Annotated in this window: 19 protein-coding genes and 2 pseudogenes; 11 read left to right on the top strand and 10 right to left on the bottom strand. The window is 53.8% G+C overall.

Going from position 1 to position 22,415, the window contains the following annotated elements:
* Nucleotides 1–34: 34 nt before the first annotated feature.
* Complete coding sequence (locus tag KRAC_RS32820) at nucleotides 35–628, bottom strand: P-loop nucleotide/nucleoside kinase family protein (RefSeq protein WP_007914780.1); 594 nt, start codon at nucleotides 626–628, stop codon at nucleotides 35–37.
* Between the two features lie 277 nt (nucleotides 629–905).
* Between KRAC_RS32820 and KRAC_RS32825 the strand changes: the two genes are divergently transcribed.
* From KRAC_RS32825 to KRAC_RS32835, 3 genes are all read left to right on the top strand, one after another.
* The gene (locus tag KRAC_RS32825) at nucleotides 906–1,415 is read left to right on the top strand and encodes a GNAT family N-acetyltransferase (RefSeq protein ID WP_007914782.1); all 510 of its coding nucleotides are present in this window, start codon (nucleotides 906–908) and stop codon (nucleotides 1,413–1,415) included.
* 153 nt (nucleotides 1,416–1,568) lie between these two features.
* Nucleotides 1,569–2,228 carry a flavin reductase family protein gene (locus tag KRAC_RS32830; protein ID WP_007914785.1) on the top strand — a complete coding sequence of 220 codons (660 nt, stop codon included), beginning with the start codon at nucleotides 1,569–1,571 and terminating at the stop codon, nucleotides 2,226–2,228.
* 347 nt (nucleotides 2,229–2,575) lie between these two features.
* Nucleotides 2,576–3,448, top strand: coding sequence for an LLM class F420-dependent oxidoreductase (locus KRAC_RS32835; protein ID WP_007914787.1), 873 nt, complete (start codon nucleotides 2,576–2,578; stop codon nucleotides 3,446–3,448).
* 265 nt (nucleotides 3,449–3,713) lie between these two features.
* On the opposite strand, the gene KRAC_RS32840 is transcribed toward KRAC_RS32835, so the two are convergent.
* The 7 genes and pseudogenes from KRAC_RS32840 to KRAC_RS76500 form a co-directional block, all read right to left on the bottom strand.
* On the bottom strand, nucleotides 3,714–4,505 hold the full coding sequence (locus KRAC_RS32840) for an SDR family NAD(P)-dependent oxidoreductase (protein WP_083814941.1): 792 nt from the start codon (nucleotides 4,503–4,505) through the stop codon (nucleotides 3,714–3,716).
* 191 nt (nucleotides 4,506–4,696) lie between these two features.
* Nucleotides 4,697–4,867, bottom strand: coding sequence for a hypothetical protein (locus KRAC_RS71945; protein ID WP_007914791.1), 171 nt, complete (start codon nucleotides 4,865–4,867; stop codon nucleotides 4,697–4,699).
* Nucleotides 4,868–5,058: 191 nt separating this feature from the next.
* Nucleotides 5,059–9,867 carry an HAD-IC family P-type ATPase gene (locus tag KRAC_RS62955; protein WP_052568766.1) on the bottom strand — a complete coding sequence of 1,603 codons (4,809 nt, stop codon included), beginning with the start codon at nucleotides 9,865–9,867 and terminating at the stop codon, nucleotides 5,059–5,061.
* A gap of 27 nt (nucleotides 9,868–9,894) precedes the next feature.
* Entirely contained in the window at nucleotides 9,895–10,266 is a 372-nt protein-coding gene (locus KRAC_RS32850; RefSeq protein ID WP_157507401.1) for a hypothetical protein, read from the bottom strand.
* Nucleotides 10,267–10,286: 20 nt separating this feature from the next.
* On the bottom strand, nucleotides 10,287–10,610 hold the full coding sequence (locus KRAC_RS62960; protein ID WP_007914797.1) for a hypothetical protein: 324 nt from the start codon (nucleotides 10,608–10,610) through the stop codon (nucleotides 10,287–10,289).
* A 377-nt stretch (nucleotides 10,611–10,987) separates the two neighbouring features.
* Nucleotides 10,988–11,158, bottom strand: a complete 171-nt coding sequence (locus KRAC_RS32860; RefSeq protein WP_157507403.1) for a hypothetical protein — start codon at nucleotides 11,156–11,158, stop codon at nucleotides 10,988–10,990.
* Nucleotides 11,159–11,635: 477 nt separating this feature from the next.
* Nucleotides 11,636–12,367 (bottom strand): annotated as a pseudogene (locus tag KRAC_RS76500) (ThuA domain-containing protein).
* 156 nt (nucleotides 12,368–12,523) lie between these two features.
* Here KRAC_RS76500 and KRAC_RS32870 point away from each other — a divergent pair.
* From KRAC_RS32870 to KRAC_RS32885, 5 genes and pseudogenes are all read left to right on the top strand, one after another.
* On the top strand, nucleotides 12,524–13,825 hold the full coding sequence (locus tag KRAC_RS32870; RefSeq protein WP_244422379.1) for an ISL3 family transposase: 1,302 nt from the start codon (nucleotides 12,524–12,526) through the stop codon (nucleotides 13,823–13,825).
* The gene (locus KRAC_RS76505) at nucleotides 13,794–14,045 is read left to right on the top strand and encodes an ISL3 family transposase (RefSeq protein ID WP_040445485.1); all 252 of its coding nucleotides are present in this window, start codon (nucleotides 13,794–13,796) and stop codon (nucleotides 14,043–14,045) included. Before KRAC_RS32870 ends, KRAC_RS76505 begins: the two co-directional genes overlap by 32 nt.
* 20 nt (nucleotides 14,046–14,065) lie before the next feature.
* The gene (locus tag KRAC_RS32880; protein WP_007914800.1) at nucleotides 14,066–14,521 is read left to right on the top strand and encodes a GNAT family N-acetyltransferase; all 456 of its coding nucleotides are present in this window, start codon (nucleotides 14,066–14,068) and stop codon (nucleotides 14,519–14,521) included.
* A 240-nt stretch (nucleotides 14,522–14,761) separates the two neighbouring features.
* Nucleotides 14,762–14,902: pseudogene (locus KRAC_RS62965) on the top strand (MerR family transcriptional regulator); the annotation flags it as partial.
* A gap of 77 nt (nucleotides 14,903–14,979) precedes the next feature.
* On the top strand, nucleotides 14,980–16,275 hold the full coding sequence (locus tag KRAC_RS32885) for an RNA-guided endonuclease InsQ/TnpB family protein (RefSeq protein WP_007914801.1): 1,296 nt from the start codon (nucleotides 14,980–14,982) through the stop codon (nucleotides 16,273–16,275).
* A 313-nt stretch (nucleotides 16,276–16,588) separates the two neighbouring features.
* Here KRAC_RS32885 and KRAC_RS32890 read toward each other — a convergent pair whose 3' ends face one another.
* Nucleotides 16,589–17,782 carry an ISAs1 family transposase gene (locus KRAC_RS32890; protein WP_007914802.1) on the bottom strand — a complete coding sequence of 398 codons (1,194 nt, stop codon included), beginning with the start codon at nucleotides 17,780–17,782 and terminating at the stop codon, nucleotides 16,589–16,591.
* Nucleotides 17,783–18,048: 266 nt separating this feature from the next.
* On the opposite strand from KRAC_RS32890, the gene KRAC_RS32895 reads away from it, so the two are divergent.
* Nucleotides 18,049–20,046 carry an elongation factor G gene (locus KRAC_RS32895; RefSeq protein ID WP_007914803.1) on the top strand — a complete coding sequence of 666 codons (1,998 nt, stop codon included), beginning with the start codon at nucleotides 18,049–18,051 and terminating at the stop codon, nucleotides 20,044–20,046.
* Nucleotides 20,047–20,129: 83 nt separating this feature from the next.
* On the opposite strand, the gene KRAC_RS32900 is transcribed toward KRAC_RS32895, so the two are convergent.
* Nucleotides 20,130–21,278, bottom strand: a complete 1,149-nt coding sequence (locus tag KRAC_RS32900) for a zinc-ribbon domain-containing protein (RefSeq protein WP_007914805.1) — start codon at nucleotides 21,276–21,278, stop codon at nucleotides 20,130–20,132.
* A gap of 177 nt (nucleotides 21,279–21,455) precedes the next feature.
* Between KRAC_RS32900 and KRAC_RS32905 the strand changes: the two genes are divergently transcribed.
* Both KRAC_RS32905 and KRAC_RS32910 read left to right on the top strand, forming a co-directional pair.
* Complete coding sequence (locus KRAC_RS32905) at nucleotides 21,456–21,866, top strand: hypothetical protein (RefSeq protein WP_007914806.1); 411 nt, start codon at nucleotides 21,456–21,458, stop codon at nucleotides 21,864–21,866.
* 18 nt (nucleotides 21,867–21,884) lie between these two features.
* Complete coding sequence (locus KRAC_RS32910; protein WP_007914808.1) at nucleotides 21,885–22,367, top strand: hypothetical protein; 483 nt, start codon at nucleotides 21,885–21,887, stop codon at nucleotides 22,365–22,367.
* The last annotated feature ends 48 nt before the right edge of the window (nucleotides 22,368–22,415 follow it).

Consider the following 22,415-nt stretch of genomic DNA (forward strand, 5'->3'; position numbering starts at 1 on the left):
GAGAAAATCGCTCTATTTTCTGCAAATCATCTTATCACATGTTGCGGACTTGCTGTCCACAACCGTTTGCGAGGGCATCTCGAACTTGCTGGAGGAGCTTGGCATATTTAATGCTTTGCGGTGTTGTGGTGTCGATTTCAATTACCTGGCCACCAAGCGCCATGGGCGTAAGCTCCCCTCGCAAGAGCCGCTCTTTGTTGTCATCAAGCCATTCCAGGTCGCTGTGGCCTGCGTGGCGTTCTACGCTCTCCACCCGTGCCAGGAAGCGCTCCAGCAGGACCTGGCCATCGGCCTTACAGAGAATCTGCAATGGCTCAAAGTCATAAGTGCTTTGCAGTTGCAGGAACTCGGCGCTCCTCAACTCGGGACGCCCAAAGAAGCCCTCGATCAACAGCGGCTGTCCTGCGGCTAACAATTTACCGGCAATATAATAGAGTAGGGCGAAAGAGGCGGAGCCAAGCTGTGAGGGTAGCTCATTGTTGGCGCCTCCAAGGCCATCATGAAGGGTTTCAAATATCCCATCTCTGGAGAAGACTGGAAGATGCGCGTCCTCCCCCAGGCGCCTGGCTAGGGTTGTCTTTCCAACTCCAGGGAGACCATTTACAATTACCAATAGTGGCTTGCCCATATAAATCCTCACCTTCCTCTTAAAAAGTATAAACTTCAAGACCTGGATCAACCTCTTTTCAACCTTCCTCGACGCACTATATCATCGAGAGATATAGGTAGAGAAAGTATATGTCAAATTTAGGAGGAAAACACCGGCATTTTGCCCGATGCGCTCAGATTGACGTTTATGTTACGCTACAAGAATGAGCAAGGCCTCTCCCACCTGTGATAGAATGAAGCGAATATAGAAAAAATGTTCACCAGGATAGAATAGCAGCCAGGAGGGCAGAGATACAATGAGCCAACCCACACCAGATTCCACGACCAACCAGATTATCCTGCGCGATGTGATCGCGGACGACCTCCCCATTTTTTATGAGCAGCAGTTAGATCCCGAGGCCATTTATATGGCGGCCTTCACGGCCAAAGACCCGGCGGACCATGAGGCCTTTATGCGCCATTGGCAGAAGATTCTCGCCGATGAGAGCACCACGAATAAGACTATTATTTCTGGGGAACAGGTGGCAGGAAGCGTCTCGAGCTATCGAGATGAAGAGATGGAGGGGCCAGAGGTCACCTACTGGCTGGGCAAGTCCTACTGGGGCCAGGGCATCGCCACCCAGGCGCTAACAGCCTTCCTGGATATTGTGCAAGTGCGCCCCATCTTTGCCCGCGTGGCGAAGGATAACCTCGCCTCGCGCCGCGTTTTAGAGAAGTGCGGCTTCACCATCTGCGGCGAGGGCAAGGGTTATGCCAACGCCCGTGGCGCGGAGACCGAGGAGTTTATTCTCCGCCTGGAAGTTTGAAGCGCAAGAATCAGATAGTCTCCCATTCATTTTTGCCGTATGCTTGGCACATCTAGGGGCCATGCTGGCATGGCCTTATACCACACCTGAAACAGTAGGGGCCATGCTGGCATAGCCTATCCCCGCACAAGCATGAAGAATGGAGCTATCCTAATGCATAGAATCATCGAGCCTAAAATTCTCTATTTTGGCACGCCCGTCGTCCTCATCAGCACACGTAATCCAGATAGATCGTTCAATCTCGCCCCGATGTCCTCAGCCTGGTGGCTAAACCAATCATGCATGCTGGGAATGAGTGGGAGATCAAAAACGGTGGAGAATCTGCTTCGCGAGGGCCAGGGCGTGCTCAATCTCCCCTCGACCGAGCTTGTTGGCGCGGTCGATCGGCTGGCCCTCACCACGGGACGCAACCCCGTCCCTGAATCCAAGGCAGAGATCGGTTATCGCTATGAGCCGGATAAGTTCGGCATTTCAGGGCTAACCCCCATCCCTGCGGACCTCGTCAACGCGCCACTCGTGGCCGAATGCCCGATCCAGCTGGAGGCACAGGTCGAGCAGGTACACGCCTTTGACGAGCAGAATGGAAGCATCAAGGCTATCGAGATGCGCATTCTCCGCGTCCACATCGCGGAAGACCTCCTCGTACCCGGCGCAAGCAACTATATCGATCCAGAGAAATGGAGTCCCCTCATCATGAACTTCTGCGAGTTCTTCGGCCTCAGCGGCAAAATCCACCCCTCTCGCCTGGAGCCCGCCTTCTACGGCCTCCCACGCAAAACAGAACCAGCCACTAACATAGTTGCGCCAGCATAAACAAGAACAATAGCATTATCCAGAGGTATCAAGCGGGTTGTAGTTTCCAGGCTTGCCTGGTCTTTTCTCGGAGCGGTAACAATTGCTGTGGGTACAAGACCATGCAAGCATAGTCCTAAATTATGAATCCCGAAATTTGACAAATAACATTTGTGTTCTTTGCATCCTTATATTACCATACTGTTCCCCCTATGCACATCGTTCCTTTGACCGGTTTTTTCTACTGCTTTTCGCAGTATACTCTAGTTGAGGCTGAGGAAACGGTGTAGGCTCGTTGTCCTCTCCAGATTGAAACACTTCGTGAGCAAATTGTATACCCACACTATTTATGAGCAAGAGGAGTCACAATGACGGCAGGTAAAAAGCTGAGCTTTGGCATTAAAACGGTACCGCAGCACACGACATACGAGGATATGCTCCGCGTCTGGCAGGAGGCCGATAGTATCCCATCCATTGAACACGCCTGGCTTTTCGACCACTTTATGCCCCTGGGGAAGGATTTCACAGGTCCCTGCCTGGAAGGTTGGACGTTGCTGGCAGCCTACGCGGCTGTAACCAAACGCGTACGCCTGGGCCTGATGGTGACAGGTAATACATATCGGCATCCGGCAGTTTTGGCCAATATGGCAGCCACTGTAGATATTATTTCAGGGGGTCGCCTGGATTTCGGCATCGGCGCGGGATGGAATGAGCGCGAGCATAGCTCCTATGGTATCCCCCTTTACTCTACTGGAGAACGTATACGGCGCCTTGGCGAGGCATGTGAGATCATTAAACGGATGTGGACCGAAACCGCGCCAAGCTATGAAGGCAAATACTATCAAATTAAAGACGCTTACTGTGAACCCAAACCCATACAGAAGCCTCATCCACCCTTTGTTATTGGCGGAGCTGGTGAAAAATTGACGCTACGCATCGTTGCTCAGTACGCCTCTATATGGAACTTTGTCGGCGGCGACGCTGAAATGTTTCAGCAGAGGAGCGCTGTCCTCGATAACCATTGTGCCGCCATTGGACGAGACCCACAAACAATTCAGCGCTCAATACAAGTACTGGTCTATCCCGAAGACCTGGAGGAAACTCGCAACCAGGTACGCAGCTATGCCCAGGCTGGCGCGACACATCTCATCCTGAGTTTGCGCGCACCCTATCCAGAAGGTATCGTTCACCGCCTCGATGAGGAGATCATTAAACCTTTGAGAGCAGAATTTGAGGAATAGGCTTCGCAAGTAGATCCATAAATTCGCGCCTACGGCGTTCAAAGGGAAGGGGTGTGCGTGGTGGCGAACTGGCTCTGCCAGTTCGCCACCACGCACACCTCTTCCCTTAAGGTTCGCTGTGCGAGCCGAGGCAAGAGTAAAAGAGAACTGAAGGCCCTTTTAAACTGCTAAACTATCTTGACAAAATTGAGGACCCTGTAGAATTGAAGCGCTTGATGGCAGTCAAAACAATAGATGAGGTAGCGTTTTTTCGTGAATACGTGAGCTAGGTCGCTCTTGGTTGAATCGGCAAAGTCGACGCTCCCGCATCAATGTGGAAGGTACTGCCCGTGATCTGTGCGGACTCTTCAGATGCCAGATATATTACCGCATAGGCCGTATCTTCAGGTGTTTGGTGGCGTCCTAAAAGCAAGGTTTTCCCTATCTGCAAAAGATCCTCTTCGCTGGTTCCCTGGCTTCTGTGCAAGGCCAGTTCTCCCTCGCTCAGCACCCATCCAGGAATAACGTAATTGACACGAATCTTTTCTGCTGCATACGCCCCTGCCAATGTTCGTGTTAGCGCTAGTAGTCCACCTTTAGCTGAGGCATAGGCGACGAGATTAGCATGCCCTTGAATACCGTTGATCGAACCAATATTGACAATACTGCCGCCTCCCACTGCACGCATGCGAGGAACAGCATACTTACAGCAGAAAAAAGCGCCCCGCAAATTGATCGCCAGGATACGATCCCACAGGTCAGCGGAAGTTTCTTCCAGCGTGGCGCGAGGATACCAGCCTACATTATTGACCAGCACATCGAGTTGCCCATAGTTGTGCACAGCCATCTCTATTAACTCTGCACAATCCTTCTCCTCCATCACATCTACTTTTTGGAAGATCGCTTCACCTCCTGCTTCACGGATAGCGGTTGCAACGGCCTGTCCCGCATCCTCCTGGATATCTCCAATTACTACACGTGCTCCCTCGCGTGCCAGCATCTGGGCGCATGCCCGTCCAATCCCCTGAGCCGCTCCAGTAACGATGGCCACTTTGTCCTGGACTCTTTGAACCATCATTTTTCCCCCTTTTTGAACAGATCAATGCCTTCAACAGTCGGTGTGATTATCGGTATCCCTCCTGCACGAGCGATAAATGAAGTGTTCCAAAGGCCAGTCTGAGACGACGGACACAATGGCAACGTTCAGAAAAGTATACCTGATGAAGAGCGGTTTTCCCAGGCTCTGAATGGTCAATTCCTATCATAGGTCTACTCATTCTGCTTCTCTTCAGTCAGCAAGCTTTCCAGGGCCTGTTGTTTGGCTCCTGTAGAGGAGGAAAGATCGTAATGGCTCCGCCTTACGGCATCCGCGTACCTTTCGATACTGCCTTCGGAAAAGCCCATCGCAATATTGAACAGAATCGGGAACTCCTGGTGCATTGTCCTCCTTTTTCAGCATTGCATTTCGTCAACCACATTTTTATTGAAGCATATCATGTGGATGTAAGGAGGTGCTGTGGAAAACCTGAGACAGCGCTGAGAAGGCTTCTCTCACTGGTAATTTGGGTGCGACTTCGACCGATTTTGAGAGGCCATGTAAGAAATCGGCGTCAATCATAGGAATCGATCATTCATTTGAGCTGCCCCCCTCCTTCTGGCTGAATGAGCAAGCGGCTTAAGCCGACGGCTACCAGGGCACTACTTCCCACCAGGGCCCATCCGAGAGCTGAAGGAAAGGCCAATCCCAGGAACGTGCGAAGTGGCGCGAAAATGAACGCAGCGGCTAGTACAACAACCGAACCACCGACCGCGGTCAGCACCGAGGGGGTAAGTGTCCCCTCAGCCTGCCCTGCGTCAAGCGTCTGCGCAAGCTGGGTTATCACCACGCTGGCAAAGGCCACAGAGCGAGCCTGTGGCAAGGTACCCGTCAACCGGGTGATGAGGTAGGAGAACAGAGACGGTAGTGCTGTTGCAAGTCCACGACGCAACACATCAAAACGCAAGGTTCTGTTAAGTGCGCCCTCGCCCTCGCGGCTAAGATGAGCAAGTCGCCGATGCTCAGGCCCCTGAAGCGCGACAGCTAGCGAAGGGAAAATATCTGTGATTGCGTTCACCGCAAGCATCTGGGAAGCGGTAAGCGGGGCACTCAAACCAAGCAGGCTTGCGCCAACTACCAGCGCGAGTTCACCCATGTTGCCTCCAAGTAGCAGCCCCAGTGCACGCCGAATATTACGCCAGAAACTACGTCCCTCGACAAGTGCTTCCACCAGCGTAGAAAAATCATCGTCAGTCAGGACCAGGTCGGCCGTCTGCCGGGCGACCTCTGTTCCTCCAATGCCCATAGCAACGCCAACATTGGCTAAGCGCAACGCGGGTGCGTCATTGACTCCATCACCCGTCATGGCAACGACATGCCCACGACGTTGCAAGTGTTCAATGATGCGCAGTTTATCTAAAGGGGTTGCACGCGCGATAACGGCTGCCCGCTCCAGGCGTCTGTCGACTTCCTCATGAGGAAGATCGGCGAGTTCTTTCGCGACCAGGACCTGGCCCTGATCCACCAGCAAACCCGCCTCTCGCGCGATAGCGCGGGCCGTTGAGGGATGGTCACCGGTAATCATGATGACGCGTACCCCCGCCTCATGACAGCGCTGGACCGCCGGGAACACGGTTTCACGCAGTGGATCACTGATGCAGACGAAACCGAGCGCCGTCAGGTCTTGCGGGTCTTCAAGTAAACTGGCGCTGCTTCCTTCAGCCACCATCAGAACACGCAAACCGCGTTCCGCCAGGCTCTGGGCCCGTGTGAGCAGATCCTGTCGCTTTTGCGCGTCTACTGGCAGTTTTTCACCATGTACCAGCATCCAGCGACAACGCTCAGCGAGCACCTCCGGCGCTCCTTTAAGGCAAGAACGCCCCCGCGTCACGGTGATATGGAAAGAACGGACTGGGTCGAAAGGAAGTTCCGTGCGATGCTCGACATAGAGTTCATCGCCTAAATTGGCATCCAACGCTCCTTGGATGATCGCCACGTCAGTTGGATGAGCGCGCATATCTGGCGCATCTGGATGTGGGCTGGCGAGAGCAGCAGTGGACAGGACCTGTCTCAACGCTGGCGAGAGTTCCCCTGGCACACTCGCCTCCTGCTGCATGTCAGCAACCAGGGTCAACATCAGGCGTCCCTTGGTCATCGTACCCGTTTTATCGGCACAGGCGACATCCACGCGTCCAAGTGCTTCAACAGCCGAGAGCCGTCGCACCACCGCGTTATGACCAATAAGCCGACGCGCTACACCGGCCTCCCCGACCCTGGCAAGCAGGGGGAGCCCTTCTGGGATTGCCGCCAGGGCTACCGTGACTCCCGTGGTTATGAGCGCTGTCAGCGAGCGCTTCCAGAGCAAGCCAGCCCCGATGACGAGCGTCCCACCCGCCAGAGAAAGCGGCAGAAAATAGCGCAAGATCTGAGTTAAGCGAACACCAAGTGGATTGAGCACTTCTTCTTCAGCAGCTAGGGCGGCCTTGAGGGTCCCCAGCCTGGTTTGGCGCCCGACCGCTACCACCACGGCAGACCCGGTACCAGAGGTCACATCGCTCCCCTCCAACAAAATATGATTCGCATCCGCCAGGCCGTGCGAGCGCTTTGGTACCGGAAGCGATTCGCCCGTCAGAGCCGCTTCGTCTACTTCGAGTCCCTGGGCAGTCAGTATGCGAGCATCAGCCGGAATACGATCCCCAGGTGACAGCAGCAAGATATCTCCTGGCACAATCTCACTGGCGTCCACCGTCATCGCCTGCCCATCGCGCAGCACCCGCACACTCGTTGTATCCAGATGTTGCAACGCTTCAGCAACCTGATCTGCCTTCTGCTGTTGCCAGGCACCTACGGCGATATTAAGGAGAATCGTGCCCCCTATCAGAAACACGTCGCCAGTGGCTCCCAAGAAGAGCGAGAGCGCCGCTCCCCCGGCCAGAATACCCGTCAAGGGAGAGCGAACCTGTTCCCAGAGCGCTGAGAGCAGGCGGCGAGAAGGCACAACCACTGGAGCCTGGCGTCGCCGTTGCTCCGCTTGCGCCATCGTTAGCCCTGAAGGGGAGGATTGCAGCGTCTGGAGGACTTCCGCGACGCTTCTGTGTCCCCAGCGCTCAGGATGTGGATCGACTAGCGTCGCGAGGGCGGATCTGGAGCGCTTCCCCCCTCGTAAACGTAACCAGCTAGCAGCAATTGCCGCGAGCGAGGTCAGATGGACTCCGCGGGAAGCAACCTTCAATGCAGGTAGACCACGCAAGCCCCAGAAAACACCGATAAGATTAGAGAGGAGAGAGAAACCAACCGCGTCACGTACAGCGGCATCACGGCACGCACTCGCCTCAATGATCGCGACGATCGCCCGTAAATCGCCTGCCACCAGGTCCGCGCGTGCTGGCAGGCGACTGCGACCATCGCTGAGTCCAATCGCCAGATCGCAGGCGGCAAAACCCGCCGCGGCAGCCGCGTGGTCAGAGACAAACGCCACCGTCCCCCCTTGCTGTTGCCGGGCACGAATGATGGTCGACGCGTCATCTTGATTGAAAAGTGCGACACGCGCGCGCTGAGCAAAGGCTTCAACCGCAACCTGATCGCCAGCCGCAAGGACGCCAATCTCAACACCATAACGCTGGCAGGTCTGAACCAGCAAGTCGACCCCCTGTGCCAGGCGCGGACGAAGCGCGAAGATCCCAAGTGGCTGCTCGCCGTGTTCACGGCGTAGCACGAGGACATAGTAGCCACGCTGGCGCAAGTTCGCGATCTTTGGCCACGCACTCCAATTCTCAACAGGACCCAGTGTATAGCCTTGCCCGTCAATCGTAGCCGTAGCCACCTTTCCATCAAAAGCGCCCAGGGTTGCGGGTAGACAATTCACGTCATTGAAGATATCGCCCCAGGGAGACCCGGCGGCCATGGAGACGCTAGCGGCGTGGGCGAGCAACTGCGCTACGTCATGCGTCTTTGTCAAAGGGAAGGCGCTCCCAAGCTCCAGTCCATCGGTCAGCAGGCGTACCCCATCGAGTAGCAGCAATTGTGGAAGACGAAGCGTCCGCTCTTTGCGTGTACTGACCACCGTCACTCCAGAGCGTATCAAGCGCGCATAAGCAGCGAGATCGGCGGTATCCTGGCCGATAGACGCTGTGCGAGGATTGACCAGGAGGAGCGCCACCAGCGTCTGATTCAAGGAGCGTGTCAAAAGAGCAGTTATGCCTGCGAAGGCAAGCACGCATGGACCCACAATCTGCTGATAGCGATCATAGGAGGTAGGAGCCAGGGGAGCCGGACGAGGTTGAGGAGTGAACGCGTCAAAGGAGGCTGCACCCTGAAGCTTGAGCGCGAATGGACCACCATAGAGCCGTACTCCCGCGGGAATGCAATCACCCTGAAGGACCGTAAAAGGCATACCATCACGTCCGATGCCGGTTCCAGTTCCTGATATGACAAGAGCAGCCAGAGGAGTACGCTCACCTGCTTCTAGATGTATCAGGGCATCGGGTTGGTCCGTTGGCGCGTTCGCCATATGCTCCAGGTAACGTTGCCAGGTCTGCCGTCGTGCCTGTGTGGTAGTGAGGAGGCCCAGCGACTCCGAGCCAATCACGGCCAATCCAAGCGGACTATTCGCCAGTGACAACAGAAGGATGCTGGGCAGACTGACAAGGAGATCCGCAGCCGTGCGTCCTATGAGCCTGCGTAGCCCATAACGCACCACAGGAATGCCTTGAAGGATGCCGATGACGCTCGAAACATGCACCGCTGTTTCAGCACCGGGCAGAGTCTCCTCGGCCCCAAGCAACCGGCGTGCCGCCAACATGCCCAGGCCAAGCGTTGAACCCAAAAAGCGCGTCGCACTTTGCACGAGCGGCCCCGCATCAAGAGGATAGGTGGGGCTCGATTCTCCTGGAAGTTCTGGCAACTCCAAACCTGTCATTGCCGCCAGAATATCATCCAGTTCGGCCTGATGCTCCTCAAACTCTACCAGCACACGCCCGGTTAAGAGGCTTACCTCTGCTCGTATACCTGGGAATTCAGTGAGTTTCTCCAGTACACGCTGAGCCAGGGAGGGGTCACGCTCCAGGCCACGAACGGGAATGCGTGTGCGCACAAGCCGGCCTCGCCGCTCTGTCACAGCATGCGAGCGTGGAGCCGCTTCTTGCGCTTCCACTATGTGAATTTGAGCCAGTTCAAGCTGGCTCACCGCCTCAAGAATAGTCTGTTCATCCGTGACCGTGGCGTCAAACTGGATCAGCACATTCCCAGTCAGTTCATTATCCTGGACACGCTGGACTCCCTGCATCTGGCGTAATCGCGTTTTTGCGACACGCCTTTCCTGTTTTGACCATCCTGGGAGATGAACACGCACGCGACCTGGAAGAGTATGAAGAATAAGAGGCTCTCCAACAACGGCTACGCTCATACACATTCTCGCTTTACTCGTTCAGTATCATTTCTTCGCCAGCAGGCGAAGATGTTGCGCTTCTACCAGGATATCCTCAATATCCTCTTGTAGATAGGCTCCAAACCGTTGGGCCTGAAATAGAGCACGCTTACTTATGTTGCTCAGTTGCTTACTCGTGCTATCAACCACGGCTTCGGCTCTCAACAAGGCAGGTTGAATGCGATCATTATTTACTGCATCGCTATTGGTCGGCTTGTGCGCTTTAGCCTGGACGTGATCCATAGCATCAGCCTCCGCGCGTGCTGTCACAATGGCCTGCTGAATACGTTGACGGGTTAGTGCGGCGAACAGTCCAATACGCTGTCCTATTACCTCGAAGGACTCATCAGCTCTTGCGATCGCCGATCGCCCCGACATCTCCCCTGACTCCTTGCGCATCATAGTGTCCATTCCTTGCCCGGCATTGATGGTTTTACTGCCGCCTTGTCAAGAGGGGTAGGCCCTCCCGCGGCCGCGTCACCGACCTGCTGGCCCTGGCTTCCTGCGTTCTGTGTCTGCTGTGCTGCGGTAGAGGCGGCTACCTGCATACCACGCCCCAGGCCGCGGGCAAATGAGGTCACCACATCACCTGCAACTAGCACACCCGCCGCTCCATAGACAAATCCTTTACGAATGACTTTGCGCACCTTGGGAGAGAAGAGAGCAGCAGCAATTATAGCAGTAGTAGCAACTTCGGGTTCTAAAAAATCCTCGGCATCCATAAGTCTATTCTTCCTTTCGCTTTATCATTCTTCGGGACAACTGAAGCAGGAGGAAATCTATATGAACATCATATATCCCCCTTGAATAGATGCCTTTAGCTAACGCGATGTGCAAGTTATTTGGGTAGTGTGTGGGGCGTGCTGGCGGCCTCCGGCCGCCAGCACGCCCCACACACTACCCATGCGAGCGCCGCAGGCGCGAGAAGCCACGCAAAAAAGTTGCACATGGGGTTAGCTAGAAGAACTTATAGCAGGTTATGCCAGAGGGGCAGGAAGCATGTGCATTGAATATGAGGAATACGATGAGGAGAGACATAACGGTTGGGAAATCAAGCGTCCAGGCGAGCAATAGATTGCTCGCCTGGGTGTTGTTCTGCCTAATCTATCAAACCTATCCATTCGACAATCTGACAGCACGCCCACACAATCTTGAGGAATTGCGTGCCTTGTTCGACGAGTGTCACCCAGGGGGCTGGCTGGCTGGTGTACTTGGCGGGCTCGACGACGTGTTCCATGACCGTATCAGCAAATTGCAATACCTTATCCACGGCATTACCCTCCTGTCCGATGCTGGCAACGTCCCCCCTGTGCAAGAAGAGGGGAGAAGCACCTTATGCTGCTCGTTTTCCAGTACTACTTGAAAGATGGCCACAGGCAAAACGAACAGCAAAGCGACAGTAGAGCATACACACGCAGAAACTATCAGTTTGTGAACGCTTTGCCTGTAGAACGATACCAATACCTCCTACAACTGGGAGGTTGACTACTATCACCGTCCATACAGACGCATCTCCTTTTTGTTGAAAGGCACTATTTCACCATCTGCCAACGCTTCGTTCCTCCCTCAAGGAAGAGGGATATTCACACTTGTCATGCCCCCTCAGTACCCGCCAAAATTCTCAAAGAAACGTTGCTGTTTCTCATTTAATTATAATCATCCACAAATCATTATCATCCCTAGGGCTTCATGCCTCCATATTGCTGAGTATGGAAATTGCGGAAAACCTGCCATATAGAAGAGACAGTCAGGAGGGGAGCCCGGCAGCATAGAGGATTCCACCCCAGAGGTGGGCACGGAACAGAGGCTCAGCGAAACTTGCAGACGTGTGACCCATGGCAGTGTACCATGCACGTCCACCATCAAAGGTGTGATACCAGGAAATGGGATGATCACCATTCATCTCGCCACCTTGATACGAAGTCTCGTCAATGGTAAGCAATACATGCACATGACTGCGAGGATTCGATCTGAAGTTATACTATTCATCGACACGTGCCCAGGATCGGGGGAGCTTCGCAGTCGAGGAATGATGTCTCTCCTCAACCGTGAGGCGTGCCTGCTGAAGGCGCGAGGGATGACTTTTGAAATACGCACCAACCAGTTGTCCATACCAGGGCCAATTATACTCAGTATCACTGGCCGAATGGATACCAACATACCCACCACCCGCTCGTATGTAGCCCTCAAAGGCCGCTTTCTGCGCAGCATCGAGGACGTTTCCGCTCGTGCTTAAAAAGATGATAGCTCGATAGCGCATCAGATTGGCAGGTGTAAACGTCGAGGCATCCTCTGTCGCATCGACAGCGACCTGCCGCGCCGCTGCCATTTGCTTGATACTGGCAATGCCATCGGGAATGGAGGCATGGCGGAAGCCCGTCGTGCGCGAGAAGATAAGTAGGCGGACCTGCGAGCTGGCCGGAGTGTCCTCTCTGAGGCGATTATGTTGCAAGGATGTTAGGAAATTTTGGAACTCCATCACTTTTGGTGATGCTCGATTCCTGTGATATACTCACGTGTAATATCCCAATAAAGTAAGCGTTTGCTTGGAGTTCATCATCCCGTGGTTTTTTCCCCTTTTCTTCCTCTTTCAGATGGCCTTGTTCTTGATGAGGTGAGAGTGCTGCATGACTGTTTGACAGTCCTTGTTCGCTCAACTGCCTCTTCATCGGCTTGTCCACGCTGTTTGCAACCAGCGAAACGTATTCATAGCCATTATCGACGTACCGTCGCTGATGTTCCAAGCGGCGGACGTCAAATAGTTCTTTCGCTCGTCGTGCGCAAATTCTTTTGTCAAACGATTGATTGTCCTCAGCGCATCTTCACTGAGCGGCTTCCCGATCTGGTTCGCCCTTGGGCAAGGACAACACTTCGTTTCTGTTCAGCTCTAGAGACCATCGGTTTTGCGGCGGGTGGAGAAGCAGGTGCTGAGCTCGCCACCCTCTTGGGGATGCCAACCTCTCCGGCAACCGTCCTGCGGCGGCTCAAAGCCGTACCGACGCCGGTCGTTGAGACAGTGATCCATGTTGGCATAGACGATTGGGCGTTTCGACGGGGACGACGCTATGGCACCATTCTGGTCGATTTGCAAACACATCGAGTTATTGATCTGCTTCCTGATCGCTCGACCAAGACCGCCAAGGCGTGGTTTCAAGCTCATCCAGAAATTGTGGTCATCAGCCGAGACCGAGGCACCGATTATGCAATTGCTGCCACTCAAGGCGCTCCACAAGCGATCCAAGTAGCAGACCGCTGGCACTTGATTCGTAATCTGACCGATCTTCTCCAAGCCTTTCTGGCCCGTAGTCGCCCGGACGTCCGACAAGCAGGGAAAGAAGCGGAAGAGGCTGTTGTCCAGGACCTTCGGCAGGAATGGCGGCCCATTCCCATTCCCGCGACGGAACAAATCTGTCTCTCTCGACGCGCTGGACGCCTCGATCAGTATACGCAAGTCTTGGCTCTCTCTGAGCAAGGATTACCCCCCAAACAGATTGCTCGGAAGATGGGGCAACCCAGCGAACGCACGATCAAGCGTTGGCTCGCCCAAGGAGCGTTTCCCGAAGCGCGACAACGGCGCAAAAAGCGTAGCCGCTTCGATGCTTATGCACCCTACGTTCTCAAACGTTGGCAAGAGGGCTGCCACAATGGGACGCAGTTATGGCAAGAAATCCGAGCGCTGGGCTATCCTGATTCCTCTCGCATGGTCAATCGCTTTTTGGAGCCGCTGAGGAAAGGCTTTGCCACCGTCGAGAGTCTCTCCCGTTTCTCTGCAAAGCCAGCCGTTTGGCTCTTTGTCCAGGAGCCGACCTCTCTGAGCGAGGCTGAACAAAAGGAGATTGCTCTCTTGTGTCAAAGTAATCCTCTCATTGAGGCCGCCTATCGATTAGTCCAGGATGCGCGTACATATGGTTCGTACTCGTCAAGGCGAGCAGCTTGATACCTGGTTAGCGAAGGTTGCATCCAGTTCTCTTCCTGAGTTCCAAAAATTTGCATCGGGCATTGAGCGAGACAAAGCTGCTGTCATCGCAGGACTGACGCTGCCGTACAGTAATGGGTTGGTGGAAGGACAGGTGAATCGCCTTAAGCTGATCAAAAGGATGATGTATGGCCGTGCGAGCTTCCCGCTGCTTCGTCAACGGGTGCTGCATGCTGCCTGATTTCTTAAGAGAGGTTCCACGTGGAAAACATACGCATTCGACAGGCTCAGGCCGCAGATCAAAGGGCTGTTTGGGCCTGTGTTCGCGCAGCCTATTCCAAGTATCTTGTTCGCATGGGCAGGGAACCAGCTCCTCTGCATGCCGATTACGAGGCGCTCATTGCACAAGGTGTAGTCTATGTACTTGCAAACGAAGAAGAGGTGCGAGGAGTCCTGGTGATGATGTCATGGGAGAGGAGTTTGCTTGTGGAGAATGTCGCCGTTGACCCACGTTTTCAAGGGCAGGGATTGGGGCAGGTGCTCATGGCCTTCGTTGAACAGCAGGGGCGAAAAGAGCAGTTAGATGAGATTCGCTTGTACACGAATGAAGTGATGACCGAAAATCTCCGCTTCTATCACAAGCTTGGATTTGAGGAAGATGGGCGGCGAGTAGAAGATGGTTATCACCGAGTCTTTCTGCGGAAAGGACTCAGGTGAGCATCGACTTCCTCAAATGCTTGTCGTGACCTCGGCCAACAGGCATCACCAAAAGTGATGGAGTTCCATTTTATGCTTCCATCTTCTGTCGTAGAGTCTCAACAGCATGAGCTTAATGGCATTATCTCAGGAGATGTGACGGATCCTATTAATCAAGGAGATACATACTAGGTATTGACAACGTGTGCGAAAGTAAGTGAGAATAAGTAGAGGTACTCAGTCGTACCGTTTGCCAAGCAGGTGGATGTCAGCGTGAAAACAGTGCAGCGCTGGGACCGAAAAAGCAGGCTCAAAGCCAAAGGAACGCTTTCTGGGCGTCGCTCCTCTCATGAGGTCGATCTGACCACGGCGCTCAACCTTCCGAAGCCGCCAGCCACTCGCTGAACGATCGCCACTTGCCGGGTGTCGAGTCCTGCTCAACTGGAATTCCCGCAAAGCGGGAGAAAAGGCGCTCAAGGATGAAAACCGCGCACAAGATCCGGATGAACCCCACCCCTGAACAGGTGGAGTATCTCAAACGAGCCTGTGGCACGAGGCGCTTTATCTACAACTGGGGACGGGAGCAGTGGGAGAAGCAGTATCAAGCGTATAAAGCTGAGCAGGAAATCGTTCCTGAAGAGGAGCGCCTGCTCAAACCGCCACATGCCCTCGCACTCAAGAAGCAATTCAACCAGATCCGGGAGCAGGACTATCCGTGGACCTATCACGTGACGAAGTGTGTGGTGGAAGGTGCGTTCGATGACCTCAAAAACGCCTACGACAACTTCTTTGCGGGCCGAGCGAACTACCCAAAGTACAAGAAAAAGGGGAAGTCGCACGAGTCGTTTTATCTCTCCAACGATAAATTCACCTTGGGAAGCCATTGGATCTCGATTCCCGGACTTGGCCGCTTCATCCTCGATCAACGCCAAACGAAGAAGGACCGAGGCAAGCTCTTACGCAGACTGGGAACGGTGAACGTCGCCGAAAAACTGCGCTTCGTCGAAAAGGGGAAAGCCACCACTCCCACGAAGAAGCGAAACACGCGCAAGCACGTCGTGTGCGAACGCGTCAAGATCCTGGGGGCGACGGTCTGCTGTGAAGCGGGGCACTGGTACGTCTCCATCCAAGTAGACATCACACGGGAGCGCCCCACAACGCCCGAAGCAGTGGTGGGGGTAGATGTGGGCGTAAAGCAAGCTGCTGTGGTGAGCGATGGGCGCAGGCTTGAGAACCAAAGGCCTTTAGCGCTCCATCTCGAGAAACTCGGCAAGCTGCAACGCCAACTCAGTAAGAAACAGAAGACGAAAGACCCGCAAACCAGGCGAACCGTGTTCAGCAGGAATTACGAGAAGCAACGACTCAAGGTAGCACGCAAGCATCAGCAGATCGCCAACATTCGGCGGGATGTGCAGCACAAGTTCACGACCGAACTGGCGCGAACCTGTGGGGCCATCGGCATCGAAGACCTCAACATCGTGGGGATGATGGCCAACCGGAAGCTCTCGCGTGCCGTGGCCGATGCCGCGATGGGGCAACTGTTGCAGTTCCTCAAGACCAAAGTGGCCAACGCCGGGGGCGGTCTCTTCATCGCCTCGCGCTGGTTCCCTTCGACCAAACGCTGTTCGTGCTGTGGGCAGGTCAAAAAGCGCATGCCGCTCAAACACCGCACCTATCAGTGCTTAGCCTGTGGGCTGGTGATCGACCGGGATCTCAATGCCGCCTTGAATTTGCTGTGGTTCGCAACACAACAGCTTCGCCAGCTTCATGCGTAAAGCTGGCCGTCCTGGAGAGTGGCTACCGCCGGACGTAAAATGCCTGGGGAGTTGATGTGAGACCAAAACGGGAGGGCCGATCCAAAGGTTCCCGTGCGCTGGCTATCGACGATGAAGCAGGAAGAACTGACCGCTCGGGGGTGTTTACACACGTTCGATTATGAGAAAGGTAGCAGGATACTTATCTGCCTCTGTCACGCAAGTGAGCATTCCTGTTCATCTAGAACTGAAAGAGCGAAATAGTGCTCCTTGGTTGATGTCAAACATTAGGGTTAATAGCACTCAGAGCGCTTAAACCCCCAGGGCTTGTGAATTATTGCTGAGCGACGCTCCTGGGAAGCAAGAAGCGAAAAGCAAGATGAGGATGAGAAGCAAAGTGGCGTCTGGTCGCAGCAATCTGAGAAGACCCTTGACGATGAATAAGGGTGATCGCCAAATTGCGGAACGTTGCCAGGATCTGAGGTGCCTGCCCAGAGCGCAAGCGAGAACGATCCTCACCAAAGGTCATATCGCGGACATAATGGGAGGAGTTCTCGATACTCCAGTGTCCCCGTACTAATGCAAGTAAGCGCTGGGGGCTGGCCTCAAGAGCAGTCAAAGGCGTGATGAGATAGACCACTTCGTGGCTGGTTTTTCCCGTTTTGCGAACCGTGACGGTTCGTGTCAGTTCGGCCACTTGCTCGATGAGTGGCCAGTCAGCCAGGTAGGAATTCATTTCGGTGCTCACACGGATAGAACGCTTTTCAATCCGTCCTCGATGCTGATCAAGCGTGGAGTCTTGCGCAAAAGAAGCATGTGGATCGGCGAAATAGGCGGTGAGATCTGCGTAGAGGGTCGGCTGATTGTTTTTGACGGTGAGAACGGTTTTGCCACCCAAGGCATCCACGCACCTCATGAAATCCTTCTGCGTGTGCAAAGCGTCTGCGGTGAAGACGCGTCCATCGACAGGCAAGCAGGGCAAGAGGGCCTGTGCGACTGGGATTTCATTCGTCTTCTCGGAAACGGCAACTTGCAGCAGTGTTTCCTGGCTGTGATGTGCGCGAAAGGAGAGCAGATGGGGAGCAGAATGTTTGTCCGATCTTCCCCCACGAACCGTCTTGCCATCTAAGGCAATGGGATCATCGAGGGTGGCTTGCAGAGTCCGACGTATCCAGTCCGCCAGGGCGCACTCGATCTGTTCGGCATCCAGGCGCGGGAGGAGTTTGCGGTAGAGTGAATCACTGGGGCACAGGAAGCGACGTGGTCCGAAGAGTCGGATGAGCAGAAGACGTTGATCACGACACCACTCTGCAACTGCCAGGGTCGAGTCACAATTGCAGAGGAAGCCCGCTACCAGGCAGGTCAGCACGTACGCCAATTCATAGCGCAATCCATGCTTGGAACGGGGATCTGGGATGGTGGCAAACACTTCGTACAAACTCAGCAATGGTTGCTTTTCCAATAACTGGTGGCGAGCATCACTCGTCAGTGAAGGCAAGGTCAGTGACAATGCAGTAGAATAAGACATCGGAGGCTCCTTCTTCTCGATAGATCGGTTTGGAATGTCTATCGTAGCAGATCTTGGAGTCTCCTGCTCTCAGCAATAATTCACAAGCCCTGCTTAAACCCCTAAACTATCTTGACAAAATGGCCTCTGGTCATATATGGTACAGCTATTAAATACAGCTACTATGTAGCGTTAACACAAAAGAATGGAGAATCACATGCGCCAATTCAACAAAACAAACAAGGAGATGAAAATGAGAAAAGAGCACATACAGAGGATTCTACTGAATGACAACAGCGAACATTGGGATCGTCGCGCACGTAGACGCGGGAAAGACCAGCCTGACGGAGCGCATACTGTTTGAAACACACGTCATTGACGCCATTGGTCGCGTTGACCAGGGCAATACCCAGACCGATTCACTAGACCTGGAGAAGAGACGAGGCATCACGATTAAAGCCTCGGTCGTTTCCTTCTTTATACAAGATAAAACGCTAAATAAAACCCTTAAAATTAACCTGATTGATACCCCCGGACACGCAGACTTTATCGCCGAGGTTGAGCGTTCCTTCAGCGTGCTAGATGCGGCGATTCTGGTGATATCCGCCGTGGAGGGGATTCAAGCGCAAACCAAGTTCCTCATGTCCCTCCTCACAAAGCTTGGTATCCCCATGATCATCTTTATCAACAAGATCGATCGAAGCGGGGCGCAGTCCCATACCCTCGTCAAGCATATCAAGGAGAAGCTCGCGGAATCGGTGCTTCCCCTCTATACCCCCGAAAATCTCGGCATAAAGCAGGCCTTTATTGTCGAAAATAGCTTTAGCTACGCCAAAAATCCAGCCTTTATGGAGGAGTGCATCGGGCTGCTCGCGCTCAACGACGAGGCCTTCCTTGAGGCTTACGTCAACGAAGAGCAAGTGGCAGAAGAGCAGGTCAAAGAGGCATTAAAGAGCCAGGTCCGGGATGCCAGACTGTACCCAATCTTCTTTGGCTCAGCTATGACCGGGATCGGCGTCGCGGAACTGCTCGCGGGCGTCGCCACCTTCTTCTCAGAAAATCCCAAATCAGCGGATGGCCCATTATCCGGGGTCGTTTTCAAGATTGAGAAGGAGGCATCGGGCGAGAAGATCGCCTATGTGAGAGTATTCTCGGGCAGCTTGCATGTCAGAGAGTATGTGCCTGTGAGCCGAAAAACCAGTGAGAGCGAGGTCGAAACCCACACCGACAAGGTGAAAAAGCTGCATGTCTTCTGGGAAGGGAAAACGCTTCAGTCCTCTAGCGTCGAGGCGGGCGAGTTCTGCAAGGTCTGGGGACTGAAGGACATCAAAATCGGCGATGTCGTGGGGGAGTGGTCCGGCAGCATCAAGGACCTGCATTTTGTGGCCCCGCAAATGGAGGCGCGTATCGAAGCCAGGCACCAGGAGCAGAGTCACCAGCTCTATCAAGCCCTGCTGGAACTTTCGGAAGAGGATCCGCTGGTCAAGGTGCTACAAGATACCTTTCATCACGAAATCTACCTGCGACTCTTTGGAGAGGTACAGAAAGAGGTCGTCGAAACGATGCTTCAGGAAAACTATGGCCTGGACGTGCAGTTCTCAGAGACAAGGGTCGTCTGCATCGAAAGGCCTGCCGGGACTGGGCAGGCCTTGGAGGAGATGGGAAAAGGAGGAAATCCCTTCTATGCAACAGTTGGCTTTAGAGTCGAACCAGCGCCCCCTGGCAGCGGCATCAGCTATAGGCTAGAGGTAAAGCTGGGCGCGCTCCCCCTCGCCTTTCACCGGGCGATTGAAGAGACAGTCTACGAGACCTTGCAGCAAGGGCTCTACGGCTGGGAGGTCACCGATATTGCCGTGGTCGTGACACACACCGCCTACAGCAGCCCTGTCTCAACGGCGGCCGACTTCCGTAACCTGGTGCCACTTGTGGTGATGGAGGCACTCTCCCAGGCGGGTACCGGGGTCTATGAACCCCTGAACCAGTTCGAGTTAAGCGCCCCCGTCCATGCTATCAGCCAGGCGATGTTCAGGTTATCGGCACTAAAAGCAAGCGTTGAGAGGCCAATCCTGCGCGGCGAAACCTTCCTCTTGACGGGTACGCTACCCGTGGCAACGACAGAGGAATTTAAAAGAAGCCTGCATTCGTTTACCGAGGGCGAAGGCATTTTTCTGACGAGGCCCTCCGGGTTTCGCCAAATAGAGGACGCCTTCCCCACCAGAAAGCGCGCCGACTTCAATCCCTTAAACCGCAAGGATTACATGCTGCACATCCTGCACACGTATTAGAAAATGTGTGTTACAAAGACATTGCCCGGTCCAGGCGAACCTGGACCGGGCAATGTCTTTGTAACACACATTACTATTTTTCCCTACAAACGCCAGATTTTGAGGTTGGAGAAGCTTACCTCGGCGGGGCTGCTTTTGGCATAGGCGGTCAGACCAAGCGTACCCTCTGTATAGGTGCTATCAGAGAAAGTATCCACAAATTTTCCATTAGCGTATATATCGAAGGTCGATTTATGCGCAATGATCATGACTGTATTCGTTTGCTCGACGCCTGTTTTAAGATCTTGCGAGCGAGAGCCTGATAGCAGTGAACGCTTATATTCACCCCCACTGTAGATCTCAGCAGTATAGGTTCCTTGTGTGGTGTAAAGAAAGGTATAGTAATCGCCAGTGCCTGGATGACGGAAGGAGAAACCAGCTCCTTCACCCTGTAGGATCGAAACATCGACTTGCATAGCAAAATCGCTATAACTTGTCTTCTCAATACATGTGTATATGTACTTCAATTGCGTTGTTGTTACATGATATGAGCCATCTTTAAACGCACAGGCAAAGGGATGACTATCAGAAAGTGGTGCGCTCTCCTTCCAGGGACTTCCACTTGCGCTATCTAACGCCGAGGTTGTTGTCGGAGATAAGGCCTGCACCCCGGAGTAAAGAGAGTTGGGATCATCCCATTGAAGGGCTTGAACGGCCTGGTTTCTCTGATTGCTCTGGGTGACAAAATAAGTGATGCCACCACCTAGAAGCACAACCAGTGCGATCACTGTCACCAGCGTGACGATGAGAACAGTCTTGTTACGACGGCGAGGCTGAGTTGGCGCCGCCCCGGCGAAATATGGAGTGTAGGCGCTCTGCGTGGCATATGGATTGTTGGCATTGGGTGGGAAACCCGGCGCGGGGTAGCCAGCATAGGGAGTACCAGGGGCGGGTGTTCCCGGCATGGACGCGTAAGCCGTCGCGGCAAGCGGAGCCTGGGCATTCTGAGGCAGACCCGCATACTCCTGGTACATAGCAGGCGCCACATACTCCTGATAAGATGAAGGTGTCTGAAAGGCCTCGGTCGGCTCGGATGCCGCATGGGATGCTCCCTGCTCCTGGTCGAAAGGAGAACTTTGAAATACCTCAGATGGCGTAGGCACCGCCTGGGGAGCGGGTGCAATCGAGGTTCCACACTCTGAGCAAAACCTGGCTCCCTCAGGCAATTCACTATGGCAATTCTGGCATTGCATAGATGTTCTGTTCCTTCACAAATAAAGACATGCGTGATGAAAACTCATCCACATGATTATGCCATATATCTGTTTGCTTGTATAGAATGAAGAACATGGATTTTCTGCAACTCAGGAGGCTTGCTATCGTAAAGAAGTGAAAGATTAATAGCTTCCTATTGTATAAGGTGGAAATTGATGCAAACAAAGACGCGTCTACTCATTGGCAGCGCGATTGGAGCAGCAGCGGGCATTATCGTTGGTGGCCTGAGCGCGCAATTGCAGGGAGCCACAACGCCGCTGATAGGCATGGGAATTGGCTTGCTATCGGGAATACCCCTGGGCGCACTCCTGAGCATTGTTCCGGCCGAGGCATGGATAGCATTTGGCGTTATCATGGAGTTACTCAAAGCGGTCGTGGAAGTTCTAGAATGCTGTAGTGTTTTTGCCGTCTTCTTCATAGGCATGACGGCTGTCCTGGCTGCGCTCCTCTTTACGCATCGCGTACTGCTCTCCCTTGGTATTGGAGCAAGTATGATGGCCTCCTTAGCACTAACCTTATTATTTGCCGTGCTCGTGGAAAAGAGGCACCACGCACAACTAGCGTAGACAAGGAACTTATACTTTATGAGCAAGCAAACTAGCAAGCCACAATACTGGCACTGGATCATGGGAGGCATTACCCTGCTGGTCGCACTCTTCTTTCCTCCAATAGAGCAATTCTGGAGAATACAAGGCTTTATTTGGCAACTGCTTGAGCCATATTTCCGTATCGATTTTTACACTATATTGCTCTTATTGTTTCCGCCTTGTGCTCTTACCATCTGTATGATCTGGTTTTGGAGGCGCCAGATGTACTGGCATCCTACGATTTGGCGTGGTCTTTTAGTGGCGCTAGAGGCACTTCTCGTTGCACTCCTGGCGACAGCTGTATTCAACATAGCCATTTTTGTCATCCCTTTCCTAGGCAATGGCTGGGGAATGGCCTTCGCACTCTTCAATGCTCTGCGGGCAGGTGCAGTGTTTCTCGTCTTTTCCCCTTGTCTACTCCTTGCGGCGGCAATAGTAGCACATCTTCAGGCCTCATCGTTTTCCATTCCTCGTCCGTGATGTACTTGGGTGTTTGTATAAAGCTAGTGGCTTAAAGCCCATGCTTGC

The organism is Ktedonobacter racemifer DSM 44963 (genome assembly GCF_000178855.1).
GTDB lineage: Bacteria > Chloroflexota > Ktedonobacteria > Ktedonobacterales > Ktedonobacteraceae > Ktedonobacter > Ktedonobacter racemifer.

What these genes read in the sequence shown, in the direction of transcription:
- KRAC_RS32825 (WP_007914782.1), top strand. Translation starts at nt 906, where the DNA reads ATGAGCCAACCCACACCAGATTCCACGACCAACCAGATTATCCTGCGC.
- KRAC_RS76505 (WP_040445485.1), top strand. Translation starts at nt 13,794, where the DNA reads ATGGTTCGTACTCGTCAAGGCGAGCAGCTTGATACCTGGTTAGCGAAG.
- KRAC_RS62955 (WP_052568766.1), bottom strand. Translation starts at nt 9,867, where the DNA reads ATGAGCGTAGCCGTTGTTGGAGAGCCTCTTATTCTTCATACTCTTCCA.
- KRAC_RS32840 (WP_083814941.1), bottom strand. Translation starts at nt 4,505, where the DNA reads ATGATGGTTCAAAGAGTCCAGGACAAAGTGGCCATCGTTACTGGAGCG.
- KRAC_RS32820 (WP_007914780.1), bottom strand. Translation starts at nt 628, where the DNA reads ATGGGCAAGCCACTATTGGTAATTGTAAATGGTCTCCCTGGAGTTGGA.
- KRAC_RS32910 (WP_007914808.1), top strand. Translation starts at nt 21,885, where the DNA reads ATGAGCAAGCAAACTAGCAAGCCACAATACTGGCACTGGATCATGGGA.
- KRAC_RS32895 (WP_007914803.1), top strand. Translation starts at nt 18,049, where the DNA reads ATGACAACAGCGAACATTGGGATCGTCGCGCACGTAGACGCGGGAAAG.
- KRAC_RS32900 (WP_007914805.1), bottom strand. Translation starts at nt 21,278, where the DNA reads ATGCAATGCCAGAATTGCCATAGTGAATTGCCTGAGGGAGCCAGGTTT.
- KRAC_RS71945 (WP_007914791.1), bottom strand. Translation starts at nt 4,867, where the DNA reads ATGCACCAGGAGTTCCCGATTCTGTTCAATATTGCGATGGGCTTTTCC.
- KRAC_RS32890 (WP_007914802.1), bottom strand. Translation starts at nt 17,782, where the DNA reads ATGTCTTATTCTACTGCATTGTCACTGACCTTGCCTTCACTGACGAGT.
- KRAC_RS32835 (WP_007914787.1), top strand. Translation starts at nt 2,576, where the DNA reads ATGACGGCAGGTAAAAAGCTGAGCTTTGGCATTAAAACGGTACCGCAG.
- KRAC_RS32885 (WP_007914801.1), top strand. Translation starts at nt 14,980, where the DNA reads ATGAAAACCGCGCACAAGATCCGGATGAACCCCACCCCTGAACAGGTG.
- KRAC_RS32905 (WP_007914806.1), top strand. Translation starts at nt 21,456, where the DNA reads ATGCAAACAAAGACGCGTCTACTCATTGGCAGCGCGATTGGAGCAGCA.
- KRAC_RS32830 (WP_007914785.1), top strand. Translation starts at nt 1,569, where the DNA reads ATGCATAGAATCATCGAGCCTAAAATTCTCTATTTTGGCACGCCCGTC.
- KRAC_RS32850 (WP_157507401.1), bottom strand. Translation starts at nt 10,266, where the DNA reads ATGTCGGGGCGATCGGCGATCGCAAGAGCTGATGAGTCCTTCGAGGTA.
- KRAC_RS62960 (WP_007914797.1), bottom strand. Translation starts at nt 10,610, where the DNA reads ATGGATGCCGAGGATTTTTTAGAACCCGAAGTTGCTACTACTGCTATA.